Origin of the sequence: Methylobacterium sp. WL69, assembly GCF_008039485.1 — a bacterium.
Taxonomy (GTDB): domain Bacteria; phylum Pseudomonadota; class Alphaproteobacteria; order Rhizobiales; family Beijerinckiaceae; genus Methylobacterium.
The window spans coordinates 62,538-76,571 of sequence record NZ_VRUZ01000006.1 but is presented as its reverse complement, the minus strand read 5'-3'; the positions used below and the strand labels follow the sequence as shown (position 1 = coordinate 76,571).

Below are 14,034 nucleotides of genomic sequence, written 5' to 3'. Positions count from 1 at the left end.
CATGCGAGCGTGGTCCCGCGCGGGACACCGTTCGCGCGCCGACGATCAACACCAGTCCGAGCGAGTCGAATCCGTCGTGTTGACGCCCTCCCCCTTCGATCAAGACGAGACCGCACCGCGCCTCCTCGTGAGCGTGCGCGACGCCGACGAGGCGCTCGCGGCCGCGCTCGCGGGTGCCGACCTCGTCGATGCCAAGGACCCGGCGCGCGGCGCCCTCGGCGCCCTCCCCGTCGCGACCGTCCGTGCCCTCGTCGCCCGCGTCGCGGGCCGCGCCGTCACCAGTGCGGTGGCGGGTGAGCCGGCGGACGCGGCTGCGCTGGCCCCTCACGTCGCCGCCATGGCCGCCACGGGGGTGGATTACGTCAAGGTCGCCGTCCGCGCAGAATTTTCCGACGCGGCCCTGACGGAGGCCGCCGCGGCCGCGCCCGGCCGGCTCATCGCCGTGCTGTTCGCCGGGCACGACCCCGCCCCCGGCCTCGTGGCGCGCTTGGCGGCAGCCGGCTTCGTCGGCGCCATGATCGACACGGCGACCAAGGACGGACGCCGCCTGCTCGACCTCCTGCCGGCCCGGACCCTGGCGGCCTTCACCCGCGCCTGCCGCCGGCATGGCCTCGTCTCGGGCCTCGCCGGCTCCCTCGCCCTCGCCGACATCGAACGTCTGGCCTCCCTCGGCGCGCATTATCTCGGCTTCCGGGGCGGCCTGTGCCGCGACAGCGATCGCACGAAGGGCCTCGATCCGGCCCGGGTGGCGGAGGCCGTCCGGTCCCTGCGCGCCCATGCCCGGCGGGACGCCGCATGAGCTCCGAACTCACGGTGGTGAAGGTCGGCGGCAGCCTCCTGTCCGATGCCCCTCGCCTGCGCGGCGTCCTGGCCGGCCTCGCGGACGGCCGGGACGGCCCCTGCGTGGTGGTCCCCGGCGGCGGCCCGTTCGCCGAGGCGGTGCGGACCTCCCAGGCGGCCCTGGGCTTCGGCGATGCCCTGGCCCACCGCCTCGCCCTCGACGCCATGGGCCGCGTGGCCGAGATCTTCTCGGAGTTCGAGCCGCGCCTGCGCATCGCGACGAAGGGGGATGCGGCATGGGCGATCCTCGCCCGGGGCGGCGTCCCGGTCTGGGACCCCGTCATCCTCAAGGCCGGGCATCCCGACATCCCCGAGACCTGGGCCGTCACCTCCGACAGCCTCGCCGTGTGGCTCGCCACGCATTGGCGGGCGCCGCGCTGCGTCCTGGTGAAATCCGCCCTCGTGCCCATCGGAGCGCGGCCCGAGGACCTCGCCCGTCTCGGCCTCGTCGATGCCGCCTTCCCGGCCTTCGCGGCGCGCTACGCGGGCGCCATCGTCCTGCGCGGTCCCTCGGACATGCGGGACGCCGCATGAGCGCCCCCGAGCACCTCGTCTTCATCACCGGCCGCATGGCCAAGGCGCGCCTCGAAAAGGTCGCCGCCACGCTCCCGGCCGAGCGCTTCACCTGGAGCATCGCCGATGCCGGGGTGAAGGTCGCGGCCCTGATGACGGAGGAGATCATCCGGCGCCGGGTGACGATTCCGGAGGGCGCCACCCGCATCGTCCTGCCCGGCCGCTGCCGGGCGAACCCCGAGGCTCTGGCCCGGCATTTCGGCCTGCCGGTGGAGCGCGGCCCCGACGAGATCGTCGATCTGCCCGCCTATCTCGGCCTCGCCGGTCGGAAGGTGGACCTGTCGCGCCACGACCTGCGGATCTTCTCCGAGATCGTCGACGCCTCGAAGATGAATCCCGACCAGATCCTCGCGAAGGGCCTCGACCTCGCCCACCGGGGCGCCGACGTCATCGATCTCGGCGGCCTGCCCGACACGGAATTCCCCCACCTCGAGGACTGCGTGCGCCTCCTGAAGGGCGCCGGCCTCAAGGTCAGCGTCGATTCGTTCTCCCTGGACGAACTCACCCGCGGCGCCAAGGCGGGTGCCGACTTTCTGCTCAGCCTCAACGAGGACACCCTCGATCTCGCCTTCGAGACCGACGCGGTGCCGGTCCTCGTCCCCGTGCGGCCCGACGACCTCGCCTCCCTCGACCGGGCCATCGAGCGGATGGAGAAGGCGGGGCGCCCCTACATGGCCGACCCCATCCTCGAGCCGATCCATTTCGGCTTCGTCGAATCCATCACCCGCTATCACGAGACCCGCCGCCGCTGGCCCGGCATCGAGATGATGATGGGCACCGGCAACCTCACCGAACTCACGGAGGCCGACAGCCTCGGGGTGACCGCACTCCTCGTCGGCATGTGCTCGGAACTCGCCATCCGCAACGTGCTCATCGTCCAGGTCTCGAACCACACCCGCCGCACGGTGGAGGAGCACGACGCGGCGCGCCGGGTGATGTACGCGGCCAAGGCGGATTCGGCCCTGCCGAAAGGTTACGGCCGCTCCCTCCTGGCGCTCCACGACAAGCGCCCCTATGTGCAGACCCCTGACGAGATCGCGGCCCAGGCGGCCGAGGTGAAGGACCCGAACTACCGCATCGCGGTCGCGGAGGACGGCATCCACGTGTTCAACCGCGACACCCATTCCATCGGCACCGACGCCATGGCGTTCTTCCCCGACCTCGACGTCGCCCAGGACGGCGCCCACGCCTTCTACCTCGGCGGCGAGCTGACCAAGGCCGAGACCGCCTGGCGGCTCGGCAAGCGCTACGTGCAGGACGAGGCCCTGGCCTGGGGTGCGGCCGCCGACGCCGAGGTCGAGGACACCACCGCGTTCAAGAAGGCCGGGCACACCAAGCATTCCGGCCCGGACGGGGCGACGCGCGACCGCACGTCGCCCGAGGCCGATGCGGGCCGGCCCGAGACCGTGGAACCGGGCGAGACGTCGGCCGCCGATGCGGTGTCGGAGACGCCCCCGGATGCCGGGGCCCGCATCGTCTGCGGCAAGCTCGTCCCAGCAAAAAAGCTCGTCCCGGCAGAAAAACTCGTGCCTGCGGAAAAACCCGTGCCGGCCGGGAAGGCGTGATCTCGTGCCCCTGATCCTCGAGACCATCGTCACCACCACGTCGTCCACCGGCGACCTGCACCTCGTGCCGTTCGGCCTGATCCAGGACGGGGCGGAGTGGGTGCTGGCCCCGTTCCGGCCGTCGCCGACCATCCTCAACCTCGAATCCAGCCCGGTCTTCGCCGCGTCGAGCCCGAGCGACGTCCGGGTCATCGCCGGCGCCGTCACCGGACGGCGCGACTGGGCGACCCTGCCCTGCGACCGGATTCCCGGCCGGCGGCTCGCCGACAGCTTCGGCCACGCCGAATTCGAGGTGGTGGCCGTGGAACCGGACGAGACCCGTCCGCGCTATCGGGGGCGGATGGTGTATGCCGCCGCCCACATCCCGTTCTTCGGCTACAACCGGGCCCAGGCCGCCGTCCTGGAGGCGGCGATCCTTTCGACCCGCCTCCACATGCTGGAGCCCGACAAGATCCTGACCGAGATGCGCTACCACGCCATCGCGATCACCAAGACCGCCGGGCCCGCCGAGCGCGAGGCCTGGGACTGGATCGAGGACAAGGTCGCCGCCGCCCTGGGGCGCAGCGACCGCATCCTCGATAAGCCCCCCGCAGCACCTTAAGAGTGTGTGTTCCCGAGGAGACGACCCGATGAAGTTTTTGGCACTCACGACGGCGGCGGCCTTCGCCCTCGTCTCGTTCGGCGCCCAGGCGCACGGCCCAACCCGCAAGAAGGTCGAGGAGACCGTCGAGATCAACGCCGCCCCGGATAAGGTCTGGGCCGTGATCTCGAACTTCCAGGACATGAGCTGGCTGCCTCCGGTCGAGAAGACCGAGGGCAAGGGCGGCAATGAGATCAAGGCCACCCGCACCCTGACCCTCAAGGGCGGCGCCACGGTGGACGAGGAGCTGTACAAGTACTCCGCCGAGAAGATGAGCTACTCGTACCGGATCACCAAGGTCGACGTGAAGACCCTGCCGGTGAACGACTACTCGTCCACCCTCAAGGTCGAGGATGCCGGCGGCAAGACCAAGGTGTCGTGGGACGGCGCGTTCTACCGCGGCTACATGAACAACGATCCGCCGGCGGAGCTCAACGACGAGGCCGCCCAGAAGGCCGTGCGCGGCCTCTACCGCACGGGCCTCGACGCCCTCAAGGCCAAGGTCGAGAAGAGCGGTTCTTGAGCGGCTTCCGCTCCCAGTACGCAACACGGAAGGGCCGGCCGCGCGCCGGCCCTCTCCTCCTCGTCCTGGCGCTGATGGCCGCCCCGGCACGCGCCGACGAGGCCCTGATCACGGCGCAGGGCGCCAACGCGCTGGCCATCGTCGATCTCGACGCCGGCGCGGTGGTGGGCCAGATCGCCCTCGACGGCGCGCCCGCCGGCATCGCCCTCTCGCCCGACCGCAAGACCGCCTATGTCACCCGCCCGGAGGGGCCGGGCTTCGCCGTGGTGGATCTCGTCACCCGCACCGTCACCACCACCCTGGCGCTCCCCGGCGGCCCGCTCGGCATCGCCGTGAATCCCAAGACCGGCCTCGTCTACGTCGCCGACTGGTACGGCAGCCGGGTGTTCGTGGTGCCCGCCGACGGGTCCCGCCTCGAGACCGAGTTCCAGGTCGGCGCATCGCCCTCCGGCATCGCCGTGACGCCGGACGGCGCCACCATCCTGGTCGCCAACCGCGAGGGCGATTCGGTATCGATCGTCGATGCCGCGACCCTCGCCCTGAAGCGCACGATTCCCGTGGGCCGGCATCCGTTCGGCCTCACCCTCGATGCGGCCGGGTTGCGGGCCTACACCGCCAACGTCACCTCGAACGACGTCTCGGTCATCGACGTCGCCGCCGGCACGGAGGTCGGCCGGGTGACCACGGGCGAACGGCCCTACGTGGTGGCGCTCGCCGGCAACCGCGGCTTCGTCACCGACCAGTACGCCGGCACGGTGAGCGTGTTCAATCTCCAGACCCTCACCAACGTCGCGGCCATCGAGGTCGGCGACCACCCCGAGGGCATCGCCGCCACCCGCGACGGCACCGGCCTCGTGGTGGCGAACTGGGGCTCCAACACCCTCAGCCTCGTCGACGCCGGCACCCTCAAGGTGACGAAGGAGATTCCCGTGCCCGACGGTCCCCGGTCCTTCGGCGATTTTCTGCGCTGACCCTGCACCCTCTCTCCTGAAACGAAGAACGGCGGCTCCCCGGGGAGCCGCCGTTCTTCGTTTCAGCCGTAGCGGGTTGCTTCAGTTGCTTGCGAGGTGCGGCATCGGATCGACGGGGGTCGCGCCCTTGCGGATCTCGAAGTGGAGCTGGGGCGAGGTCACGTTGCCGGAGGCGCCGGACTTGGCGATGGTCTGGCCGCGCTTGACCTTCTCGCCGGGGCGGACGTCGAGTTCGCCGTTATGGGCGTAGGCCGAGACGTAGCCGTTGGTGTGGCGCACGAGGACGAGCTTGCCGTAGCCCTTCACGTCGGAGCCGGCGTAAGCGACGGTGCCGTCCTCGGCCGCCTTCACCGCCGTGCCCTCGGGCACCGAGATGTTGATGCCCTCGTTGCCCGACGAGCCGTAGCCCGAGATCACCCGGCCCTTGGCGGGCCAGCGGAACGAGGCGTCGGACGCCACCGACCCGGTGCTGGCTGGCTCGGCCTTCGGCGCCTCGACGGCGGCGACCTTCACGGGCGCCTTGGCGGATTCCTTGGCGGCTTCCTTGGCCGCGGCCTCGGCGGCCTTGGCGTCGGCCACCTGCTTGGACGCCTTGGCGGCCTCGAGCTTGGCGAGCTTGGCCTCGGCTTCGGCGGCCTTCTTCGCCGCGTCCTTGGCGGCCTCCTTGCTCGCCTCGGCCTTCACCTTGGCGGCATCCACCTTCGGCTCGGACTTCGCGTCGGCCTTGGCCTCCTTGATCTCGATCTTGCGCACGGGCTTGTCGTCCGCCTTGGCGACGGTCTGGCCGGGGCGCGGATGCGCCTTCTTGGCGTCGGCCACCGCCTTGGCGGCCTCGGCCTTGCGGGTCTCGACGAGCTTCTTCGCGTCGACGAGCTTCCGGGCATCCGCAGCCTTGGCCTCGGCGGCCTTCCGCTCGGCGACCTTGCCGGCCTCGAGGGCGCGACGGGCCTCGGCGATCTTCTCGGCTTCGGCCTCCTTGCGGGCGGCGAGCGCCGCGGCCTCGGCGGCCTTGCGCTCGGCAACGCGGTCAATGGCCTTCGGCACCGGGGCGGCCGGTACGCTGCGGGTGGTCATGGCGCGGCCCGCATCCGGGTTCAAGCCCGACACCATGCCGGAGACGGGCTCCGTGGAGGCGAGGCGACTCGTCTGCACGGGCGCGGCCTGCGGCGCGGCGGCCATGGGGCGCGGCGACATCGCCACCCCGGGCGCACCCAGCGCCTGGGACTGGATGCGGCTCGTGCGCACCACCGGGGCTGGGGCGATCTCCCCGTCCGGAAGACTTCCCGTGGCGGCGGGCTCGCTCGCCACGTTGGAGGCGAATGGATTGCCGAACGGGTCGCCCAAGCGCGACGCATCCGACGAACAGGCGGCCGCACCGCCCCCAATCACTCCGATGAGCGCGAAGCGCGACAGCGTCTTCAACCCTCGACCAGTCCCGCGAACCCGCATCGACGCACCTGTCTGACCTGACGCAACTTGATGACGTCATTCAAACGGGATTCAGGTTAAACAACCGTTCCGATTCACCACGTTGTCGGCGGTTCGGAACCATTCGGTTGCCCCGTTACAGGACGCGGGCGCGCCCCGGCGTCAGGGAGCCCAGGCGCAACCGGTCCTCGGTCCGCTCCTGGATGGCCCCGTCCGTCCCGGCCGCGACGACGACGAGGCGGGCCGCCTCCGCCGTGCCCAGCGCCCCGACCAGGCGACCACCCGGCGCCAGGGCCGCGAAAAGGTGCGGTGGCAGGTCCGACAGGGTCCCGTTGAGGAGGATGCGGTCGAAGCGTCCCTCGGGCAGGCAGGCCGGATCGAGGCCGTCGCCCGTGGCGAGGGTGGCCCGCACCCGGTCCTCCGGCAGGAGGGCAGCACCGGCATCCTCCGCCAGCACGGCGTAGCGCTCGAGGCTGTGGACATGGGCGGCCCCCAGCCGCAGCAGCAGGGTGGTGACGTAGCCCGACCCCGTGCCGATTTCGAGGAGGCGCATGCCCGGGCGGGCGCCGAGGGCCGTCAGCATGGTGGCGATGACGCTCGGCGCGGTCATGGTCTGCCCACAGGGCAGCGGCAGGGCGAGGTCGCGCCGGGCAAGGTCGCGCAGATGGGCCGGGGCGAAGCGCTCGCGCGGCACCCGCTCCAGGGCTCGCAGGGTGTCGGTGTCGCGCACCCCCCGCCCCCGCAGGGCCATGACGAAGGCCGCCGCCTCGATGGAGCCGTCCGTCGTCATAGCGGTGTCGGTCTCAGCCCGCGAAGCCCTGCTCAGCCGGCAAAACCCTGCGCGAATCGGGTCAGGCTCGGCTCGTCCGTGAGATCGAGGCGCAGGGGCGTCACCGAGATGCGCTTCTCGGCGATGGCCTTGAGGTCGGTGCCGTTCCCCGGCTGGAACGTCGCCTTGGCGAAGGCGAGCCAGAAATACGGGTTGCCGCGGCCGTCCTGGCGCGCGTCGATGGCGAGCAGAGCCTGGTTGCGGAACCCCTGCGCGGTGACCGAAGTGCCCTGGACCTCCCCCGGCTCGCAATCGGGGAAGTTGACGTTGACGACGATGCCGGGCTCGATCCCGATCTCCAGGATCTTGCGGACGACCCCCGGGCCGTGCTCGGCGGCGCAGTGCCACTTGATCGCGCCGCGGCCGCCGGCCCCGTAGGCCTGGCTCAGGGCGATGGAGCGCACGTTGAGGATCGTGCCCTCCATGGCCGCCGCGATGGTGCCCGAGTAAGTCACGTCCTCGGCGACGTTCTGGCCGCGGTTGACCCCCGACAGGACGAGGTCCGGCCCGTGATCCTTGAGGATGTGGCGCACTCCCATGATCACGCAATCGGACGGCGTGCCCTTCACGGCGAAACGCTTTTCGGAGATTTCACGCAGGCGCAGGGGATCGTTGAGCGAGAGCGAGTGCGAGACGCCGGACTGGTCGGTCTCGGGCGCCACCACCCAGACGTCGTCGGAGATGGCCCGGGCGATCCCCTCCAGGGTCTCGAGCCCCGGCGCGTGGATGCCGTCGTCGTTGGTGACGAGAATGCGCATCAGACCCTGTGTCCCTCGATCCGGTCGATCCCGCCCATGTAGGCCTTCAGTGCCGACGGCACCGTGACGCTGCCGTCGGGGTTCTGGTAGTTCTCCATCACGGCGATGAGGGCGCGGCCCACCGCCACCCCCGAGCCGTTGAGGGTGTGGACGTAGTTCACCGCCTTGCCCGCCCGGAAGCGCGCGTTCATCCGCCGCGCCTGGAAGTCGCCGCAGACCGAGCAGGACGAGATCTCGCGAAAGGTCTCCTGGCCCGGCATCCAGACCTCGATATCGTAGGTCTTCTGGCTGGCGAAACCCATGTCGCCGGTGCACAGCGTCATGATCCGATAGGGCAGATCGAGCTTCTTCAGCACGGCCTCGGCCGAGCCGAGCATGCGCTCGTGCTCGCTCGCCGATTGCTCGGGCGTCGTGATCGAGACGAGCTCGACCTTGTTGAACTGGTGCTGGCGCAGCATGCCGCGCGTGTCCCGGCCCGCCGAGCCCGCCTCTGCGCGAAAACACGGGGTCAGGGCAGTGAAGCGCAGGGGAAGCTCCTCCTCGCGAACGATGCTTTCGCGGACGAGGTTGGTCAGCGGGACTTCGGCCGTGGGGATGAGCCAGTGCTCCCGCACCGCGAACTGGTCGTCGCGGAACTTCGGCAATTGCGCCGTGCCGAACATCGCCTCGTCGCGCACCATGAGGGGCGGCGCCACCTCGGTGTAGCCGTGCTCGCCCGTGTGCAGGTCGAGCATGAACTGGCCAAGCGCCCGCTCCAGCCGGGCGAGCTGGCCCTTGAGCACGACGAAGCGCGCACCCGACATCCGCGAGGCCGCCTCGAAATCCATCAGCCCGGAGGCTTCGCCGATCTCGAAATGCTGCTGTCCCGTGGCGAGCTGCGGGCGGATCGCCGCGAACCGGCGGTACTCGACGTTGCCGTGCTCGTCCGTCCCCTCGGGCACGTCGGGGTTCGGGCGATTCGGGATCGCCGCGAGCTTCTCGTCGAGGAGCGCGCCGGCTTGCGCCTGCGCCGTCTCCAGCCCCGGCGCCGCGTCCTTCAGGCGGGCGACTTCTTCCATGAGCTCGGTCGCACGGGCTTCGTCCCCGGCCTTCTTCGCGCCGCCGATCTCCTTCGCCAGGGCGTTGCGGCGCTCCTGATTGGCCTGCGCCGCAGACGTCGCACCCTTGCGCACGTCATCCAGAGCGATCAGCTCGGCCGAGAGCGGTGCCAACCCACGACGGCGCAGGGCCTCGTCGAAAGCGTCCGGAGTCTCGCGGATGGCGCGGATGTCGTGCATGGGGTCGCTCGGGCGCAGGCTTCTGAACAGACGACGAGGCTTTGCAGCATCGGCGCCAGCGCGACAAGGGCGGGGTCAGGGCCGGTCCGCCGTGCCCTACGGCTCAAGCCCCTCGGCCTTGCGCTTGGCCGCACGCATCCGCTCGACACGGCCCACGGAAAAGATCGAGGCCTCGTAGAGCAGGATCATCGGGATCGCGAGGGAGAGCTGCGAGATCACGTCCGGCGGCGTCAGCACGGCGGCGACCACGAAGACGAGGACGATGGCGTAGCGGCGCTTTTCGCGAAGGAACGCCGCGTCGATGATGCCGACCTGGCCGAGCAGGGTCAGGATAACGGGCAGCTGGAACGCGATTCCGAAGGCGAAGATCAGCGTCATGATGAGGGAGAGGTACTCGTCCACCTTCGGCAGCAGGGCGATGGTCGCCTCCCCCGGCTGGCCGATCTGCTGCAGGGACACCGAGAACTGGATGAGCAGCGGCATCGCCAGGAAGAACACCACCAGGGCGCCGAGGATGAAGAACACCGGCGTCGCCACGAGGTAGGGCAGGAAGGCCTGACGCTCGTTGCGATAGAGCCCCGGCGCCACGAAGGCGTAGATCTGCGTCGCGATCACCGGAAATGCCAGGAAGCCGGCGCCGAACACGCTGAGCTTGATGTTGGTGAACACCTGCTCGAGGAAGTGCGTGGCGATGAGCTTCGCGTTCTCCGCCCCGACCACGGAGACGTAGGGCCAGACGAGGATGTTGTAGATGTGCCGCGAGACGAAGAAGCACGCGAAGAACATCACCACGAAGGCGGCCAGCGACTTGATGAGCCGGGACCGCAGTTCGATGAGATGATCGAGGAGCGGGGCCCGCGACGCCTCGATGTCGGCGTCATCCGTCGCATTGGTCATGGGGCGGAATCAGGCTGTGTCTTGGCCGGGGCCGAAATCTGGGCCGGGACCGGAAGGTCCGGCGTCTCGGCGGGCGGCGGGGAAGCGAGGGGATCGGCGGGCGTCTCGCGCCGGGCGAGGTCACGGGCCGCCGCCTCGTAGCCGGACGGGACCGGCTCGGGGGGCGGCACCGGATCGGTCTCGGCGAGCTGGGCGGCGACATCGGCGAGGGGCTGGGTCGGCGACGGCGTGGTCTTGGTGTGGCCGTCGACGGCGCCCTTGATCTCGTCGCGGATGGTCTGGACCGGGTTGAACACCGGTCCCATGGTCCCGGCGGACTTGCGGACGCCATCGACCTCGCGGCGGATCTCGTCGAACTCGGCCTCGCGGACGGCCTCGTTGAACTGCGACTGGAACTCGCCGGCCATGCGGCGCATCTTGGTCGTGATCTGCCCGACCGTGCGCAGGGCCTTGGGCAGGTCCTTCGGACCGATGACGATGAGGGCGACGCCGCCGATCAGCATCACCTCGCCCCAACTCATGTCGAACATTCGTGGACTGTCCCGCGCTCGCGCGATGCCGGTGACGGCGGGCTGCCTATCGCAGGTCGCGCGGGGTTCCGCCAGACCCCGCGCCGGGTAGCCGCGGGACCCTCATGGCCCCGCACCGTCCCGGCTAAGAGAAGCCCTCGCGCCTCAGACGACCTTGCGGTCGGCGGCAACGGGGTTGGCGGTCGCCGGCTCGCCCTGATGCGGCAGGGTCCGCACGGGCTCGCCGGCGCTCGGCGGCGGCACGGCGGTGGGGGCCTCGTCCTCGGCCATGCCCTTCTTGAACGCCTTGATGCCCTTGGCGACGTCGCCCATCAGGTCGGAGATCTTGCCCCGCCCGAACAGCAGCATCACGATGCCGGCGACGATGATCCAGTGCCAGATACTCATGCTGCCCATGGCAACCTCCCGCGCCGGAGGGCTCGAAGCCCGCACGGCACCCACGCGTGTGATCCAGTTTGGGCGAACCTAGGGATCGCGCCGCCCCAGCACAAGAACCGTGCGGGATTCCAACACCCTTATCGCCGGGATGGCGGGATGGGCTCCACGGGCCGCCGCGGTGCCGGAACGGGGCGGAATGCCGCGCGGCACCGGGCGGCGCCCTCTTACGCAACCAAGCTCACGCGACCAAGCTCAGGCGGCCAGGGCGGCCTCGAACCGGGCGCGAGCCTCGCGCACGTCGAACGCCGGCGCCTGGGCCGGCAGGCGGGCCAGGGCGTCGTGCGCCCGGCGCAAGGCGGCACCGGCGAGGTCCGGGGCGCCCTCGGCGACGCCGCGCATCTCGGACAGGTCGCCGTTGCAATGCAGTCCGACATCGATGCCGGCGCCGAACGCCGCCTCGGTGCGCCCGCGAAAGCTGCCCTGGAGGGCGTGCATGGACAGGTCGTCGGTCATCAGGAGGCCGTCGAAGCCGATGATTCCGCGGATCACCCGCTCGATGACAATGGCCGACTGGGTCGCCGGATGGTCCGGATCGAGGGCGGTGAAGACCACGTGGGCGCTCATGGCCATGGGCAGATCGGCCAGCGCCCGGAACGGCGCGAAATCCTGTTCCGTGAGGGTGGCGAGATCGGCCTCGACCACGGGCAGACCCTTGTGGCTGTCGCATCCGGCGCGGCCGTGACCGGGGATGTGCTTCATCACCGGCAGCACGCCGCCCTCGATCAGGCCCCGCGCCACGGCGCGGCCGATCTCGGCGACACGCCCCGGAACGGTGCCGTAGGCCCGGTCGCCGATGACGTCGTGGGCGCCCGCCACGGGCACGTCGAGGACGGGGGCGCAGTCGACGTTGATGCCGACGCTCGCGAGATCGTGTGCCATGAGCCGGGCGCCGAGCCCCGCCATGGCGGTGGCCGAACCGTCGAGGCGCCCGAAACGGCCGCCGGCCGGATAGGCCGGCCAGTGCGGCGGTCCCATGCGCTGCACCCGGCCGCCCTCCTGATCAATGAGGATCGGCGCGTCGGCGCGGCCCACGGTGTCGCGCAGGGCCCGCGTCAGCGCCCGGACCTCGTCGGGCGTGCCGATGTTGCGCTTGAACAGGATGAAGCCCCAGGGCGCCACGTCACGGAAGAACGCCGTCTCCTCGGCCGAGAGGGACTTGCCGGCGCAACCGAGGATCAGGGCACGGGTGGTCATGGGAAAACGCGTCCTGCGATGTGTCCGGAATGCCGGTTGCCGGCCCCGGCGAAACGCCGTCGAGGCGGCGCGCCGGGGCCGTGCGGCCGAGCCTTAGGCGGCCTTGGTTCTCGGCTGTTTTAGTTCTTGGCCACGAAGCACTGGCCGCCGGCGCCCTGGAGCTGGGTGCACAGGCTCGTCGCCTCGTTCTTGCCGAGGGGCCCGACGCGGACGCGGTAGAGGGTCTTGCCGTTGACCTCGGCCTGGCGGATCAGGGCCGGCTGTCCGGCGAGCTGGGCGTATTTACCCTGCATCTGCTTGAAGGCGGCCTGGGCCTCGCCGGCGCTGGTGCGCACGCCGAGCTGGACCGAGAAGGAGCCGGCGGCGGGTGCCGGCGACTCCGCGACGGTCGCGGCCGGCGGGCTCACGGCGGCGGTGGTCTCGGGTGCCACGGCCGCGACGCGCTGGGGCGCCTTGACGCGGGGTGCCGGCGCCGGCGCCGGGACGACGGGCTCGGGCGCTGGCGCCTCTGCCACGGACGCGGCCATCGGGATCGGCGTCGACAGGGGGGCGGACACCCGCGCGGTGCGGGGGCGCAGGGACCCGGCGGGCGTGGTGCCCTCGGCGGAGGCGCCCGGTAGGGTCATGGTCGGGATCACGGAGGTGGGCGCGGTCTCGGCCACCTCCGCCTGCGGCGGCGGGACGGGCGTGTCGGGCTTGACCGAGACGGTGCGGACCCGGCGCGGTTCGCCGAGGGATTCCGTGAGGGTGCCGGTCTGCTGCGGGCCGGCGCCGCCGGTGGTGCCCGCGGCACTTCCGGGCGTCGCGCCGCCCTCGGTGCGCTGGGCCGAGCGGGCGGCCTGCGCCACGTCGAGGGGCTGCTCCTCGCGGTTGACGATGCGGATCTGCCCGTCCTTGGCGGTGCGGTCGTAGATCTGCTTGTTCTGGTCGGGAATCTCGACGCCGTCGGCCTTCTGCGGCGCGATCTTCAGGGGCGCGGTATCGGCCAGGATGGTAGGCACGCCACCGCTGTTGCCGCCGCCGGAATGAAGGCCGCGCCAGGCGAGGCCGCCGGTGATGCAGACGGCGAGGACGCCGAGGCCGGCGCCGACGGAGACGAGGCGGCTGCGCTGGCGCGGCCGGTCCTGGACGGGGCGCTCCCCGGAGGCGAAGGCGTCCTGCTCGGCCTGGGGCGCGGATTCGGCCCCGTGGCTCGGATAGGGGTCCTGCTCCACGGAGGCGAGATACTGATCGAAGGCGTCCGTAGGCGAGGACGCGGCGGCCGGCCGATGGGCCTGGGCGTAGGACTGGGCCTGCGCCGGCGCGTCGACGAAGCTCGGCTCGATGCGCCGGCCCGCGGCCGCATCGGACCGCGCGTCGCGGGCTTCGAGGATGGCACGGAACGGATCGTCCTGGCCGACAATGCGGGCGAGTTCGGCAAGCGGATCGGATTTGGCGTGGGCTTGGGGCGCGCGGATGGGCTGCCCTTGTGAGGGCCCCCCTTGCGGAGCGGGCCCCTGAGGCTGCTGCAGATCACGCGCGAAGGCGTCGAAATCGACCGTCGCTCGCGAAGCGTTCGTCGTCATGGCAGC

At 71.2% G+C, this 14,034-nt stretch carries 15 protein-coding genes; 6 read left to right on the top strand and 9 right to left on the bottom strand.

Annotated elements, in window-relative coordinates; translation table 11 throughout:
- Positions 1–76: 76 nt before the first annotated feature.
- From FV218_RS03620 to FV218_RS03595, 6 genes are all read left to right on the top strand, one after another.
- Positions 77–799 carry a (5-formylfuran-3-yl)methyl phosphate synthase gene (locus FV218_RS03620; protein WP_246684978.1) on the top strand — a complete coding sequence of 241 codons (723 nt, stop codon included), beginning with the start codon at positions 77–79 and terminating at the stop codon, positions 797–799.
- Positions 796–1,374: a uridylate kinase gene (locus FV218_RS03615; protein ID WP_147708731.1), complete on the top strand. Its 579-nt coding sequence runs from the start codon at positions 796–798 to the stop codon at positions 1,372–1,374. The genes FV218_RS03620 and FV218_RS03615 overlap by 4 nt, the downstream gene beginning before the upstream one ends.
- On the top strand, positions 1,371–2,978 hold the full coding sequence (locus FV218_RS03610; protein ID WP_147708730.1) for a DUF6513 domain-containing protein: 1,608 nt from the start codon (positions 1,371–1,373) through the stop codon (positions 2,976–2,978). The genes FV218_RS03615 and FV218_RS03610 overlap by 4 nt, the downstream gene beginning before the upstream one ends.
- Before the next feature lie 4 nt (positions 2,979–2,982).
- Positions 2,983–3,579, top strand: coding sequence for a DUF447 domain-containing protein (locus tag FV218_RS03605; protein ID WP_147708729.1), 597 nt, complete (start codon positions 2,983–2,985; stop codon positions 3,577–3,579).
- Positions 3,580–3,607: 28 nt separating this feature from the next.
- Positions 3,608–4,141 carry an SRPBCC family protein gene (locus FV218_RS03600; RefSeq protein WP_147708728.1) on the top strand — a complete coding sequence of 178 codons (534 nt, stop codon included), beginning with the start codon at positions 3,608–3,610 and terminating at the stop codon, positions 4,139–4,141.
- A 74-nt stretch (positions 4,142–4,215) separates the two neighbouring features.
- Complete coding sequence (locus FV218_RS03595; RefSeq protein WP_147708757.1) at positions 4,216–5,112, top strand: YncE family protein; 897 nt, start codon at positions 4,216–4,218, stop codon at positions 5,110–5,112.
- 81 nt (positions 5,113–5,193) lie between these two features.
- Here FV218_RS03595 and FV218_RS03590 read toward each other — a convergent pair whose 3' ends face one another.
- The 9 genes from FV218_RS03590 to FV218_RS03550 all read right to left on the bottom strand — a co-directional run bounded on the left by FV218_RS03590 (position 5,194) and on the right by FV218_RS03550 (position 14,028).
- On the bottom strand, positions 5,194–6,561 hold the full coding sequence (locus FV218_RS03590; protein ID WP_147708727.1) for a M23 family metallopeptidase: 1,368 nt from the start codon (positions 6,559–6,561) through the stop codon (positions 5,194–5,196).
- Between the two features lie 115 nt (positions 6,562–6,676).
- On the bottom strand, positions 6,677–7,330 hold the full coding sequence (locus tag FV218_RS03585; RefSeq protein ID WP_147708726.1) for a protein-L-isoaspartate O-methyltransferase: 654 nt from the start codon (positions 7,328–7,330) through the stop codon (positions 6,677–6,679).
- A 32-nt stretch (positions 7,331–7,362) separates the two neighbouring features.
- Positions 7,363–8,127 (bottom strand): 5'/3'-nucleotidase SurE, encoded by a 765-nt coding sequence (surE, locus tag FV218_RS03580; RefSeq protein ID WP_056096123.1) that lies wholly within the window; start codon positions 8,125–8,127, stop codon positions 7,363–7,365.
- A complete protein-coding gene (gene serS / locus FV218_RS03575; RefSeq protein WP_147708725.1) occupies positions 8,127–9,404 on the bottom strand; it encodes a serine--tRNA ligase in 1,278 nt (425 codons plus the stop codon). The genes surE and serS overlap by 1 nt, the downstream gene beginning before the upstream one ends.
- A gap of 96 nt (positions 9,405–9,500) precedes the next feature.
- Positions 9,501–10,301, bottom strand: a complete 801-nt coding sequence (gene tatC, locus FV218_RS03570; protein ID WP_056096118.1) for a twin-arginine translocase subunit TatC — start codon at positions 10,299–10,301, stop codon at positions 9,501–9,503.
- Positions 10,298–10,831 carry a Sec-independent protein translocase protein TatB gene (gene tatB, locus FV218_RS03565; protein ID WP_147708724.1) on the bottom strand — a complete coding sequence of 178 codons (534 nt, stop codon included), beginning with the start codon at positions 10,829–10,831 and terminating at the stop codon, positions 10,298–10,300. The genes tatC and tatB overlap by 4 nt, the downstream gene beginning before the upstream one ends.
- A 144-nt stretch (positions 10,832–10,975) precedes the next feature.
- The gene (locus FV218_RS03560) at positions 10,976–11,227 is read right to left on the bottom strand and encodes a twin-arginine translocase TatA/TatE family subunit (RefSeq protein ID WP_056096112.1); all 252 of its coding nucleotides are present in this window, start codon (positions 11,225–11,227) and stop codon (positions 10,976–10,978) included.
- A gap of 234 nt (positions 11,228–11,461) precedes the next feature.
- A complete protein-coding gene (nagZ, locus tag FV218_RS03555) occupies positions 11,462–12,463 on the bottom strand; it encodes a beta-N-acetylhexosaminidase (RefSeq protein ID WP_147708723.1) in 1,002 nt (333 codons plus the stop codon).
- 119 nt (positions 12,464–12,582) lie between these two features.
- Positions 12,583–14,028 (bottom strand): SPOR domain-containing protein, encoded by a 1,446-nt coding sequence (locus tag FV218_RS03550; protein WP_147708722.1) that lies wholly within the window; start codon positions 14,026–14,028, stop codon positions 12,583–12,585.
- Between the last annotated feature and the right edge of the window lie 6 nt (positions 14,029–14,034).

Bases quoted from the DNA above. Each gene is read 5' to 3' on its own strand.
- surE (WP_056096123.1), bottom strand. From the start codon at position 8,127: ATGCGCATTCTCGTCACCAACGACGACGGCATCCACGCGCCGGGGCTC.
- FV218_RS03585 (WP_147708726.1), bottom strand. From the start codon at position 7,330: ATGACGACGGACGGCTCCATCGAGGCGGCGGCCTTCGTCATGGCCCTG.
- nagZ (WP_147708723.1), bottom strand. From the start codon at position 12,463: ATGACCACCCGTGCCCTGATCCTCGGTTGCGCCGGCAAGTCCCTCTCG.
- FV218_RS03610 (WP_147708730.1), top strand. From the start codon at position 1,371: ATGAGCGCCCCCGAGCACCTCGTCTTCATCACCGGCCGCATGGCCAAG.
- FV218_RS03595 (WP_147708757.1), top strand. From the start codon at position 4,216: ATGGCCGCCCCGGCACGCGCCGACGAGGCCCTGATCACGGCGCAGGGC.
- FV218_RS03600 (WP_147708728.1), top strand. From the start codon at position 3,608: ATGAAGTTTTTGGCACTCACGACGGCGGCGGCCTTCGCCCTCGTCTCG.
- FV218_RS03590 (WP_147708727.1), bottom strand. From the start codon at position 6,561: ATGCGGGTTCGCGGGACTGGTCGAGGGTTGAAGACGCTGTCGCGCTTC.
- tatB (WP_147708724.1), bottom strand. From the start codon at position 10,831: ATGTTCGACATGAGTTGGGGCGAGGTGATGCTGATCGGCGGCGTCGCC.
- FV218_RS03615 (WP_147708731.1), top strand. From the start codon at position 796: ATGAGCTCCGAACTCACGGTGGTGAAGGTCGGCGGCAGCCTCCTGTCC.
- FV218_RS03550 (WP_147708722.1), bottom strand. From the start codon at position 14,028: ATGACGACGAACGCTTCGCGAGCGACGGTCGATTTCGACGCCTTCGCG.
- FV218_RS03560 (WP_056096112.1), bottom strand. From the start codon at position 11,227: ATGGGCAGCATGAGTATCTGGCACTGGATCATCGTCGCCGGCATCGTG.
- serS (WP_147708725.1), bottom strand. From the start codon at position 9,404: ATGCACGACATCCGCGCCATCCGCGAGACTCCGGACGCTTTCGACGAG.
- tatC (WP_056096118.1), bottom strand. From the start codon at position 10,301: ATGACCAATGCGACGGATGACGCCGACATCGAGGCGTCGCGGGCCCCG.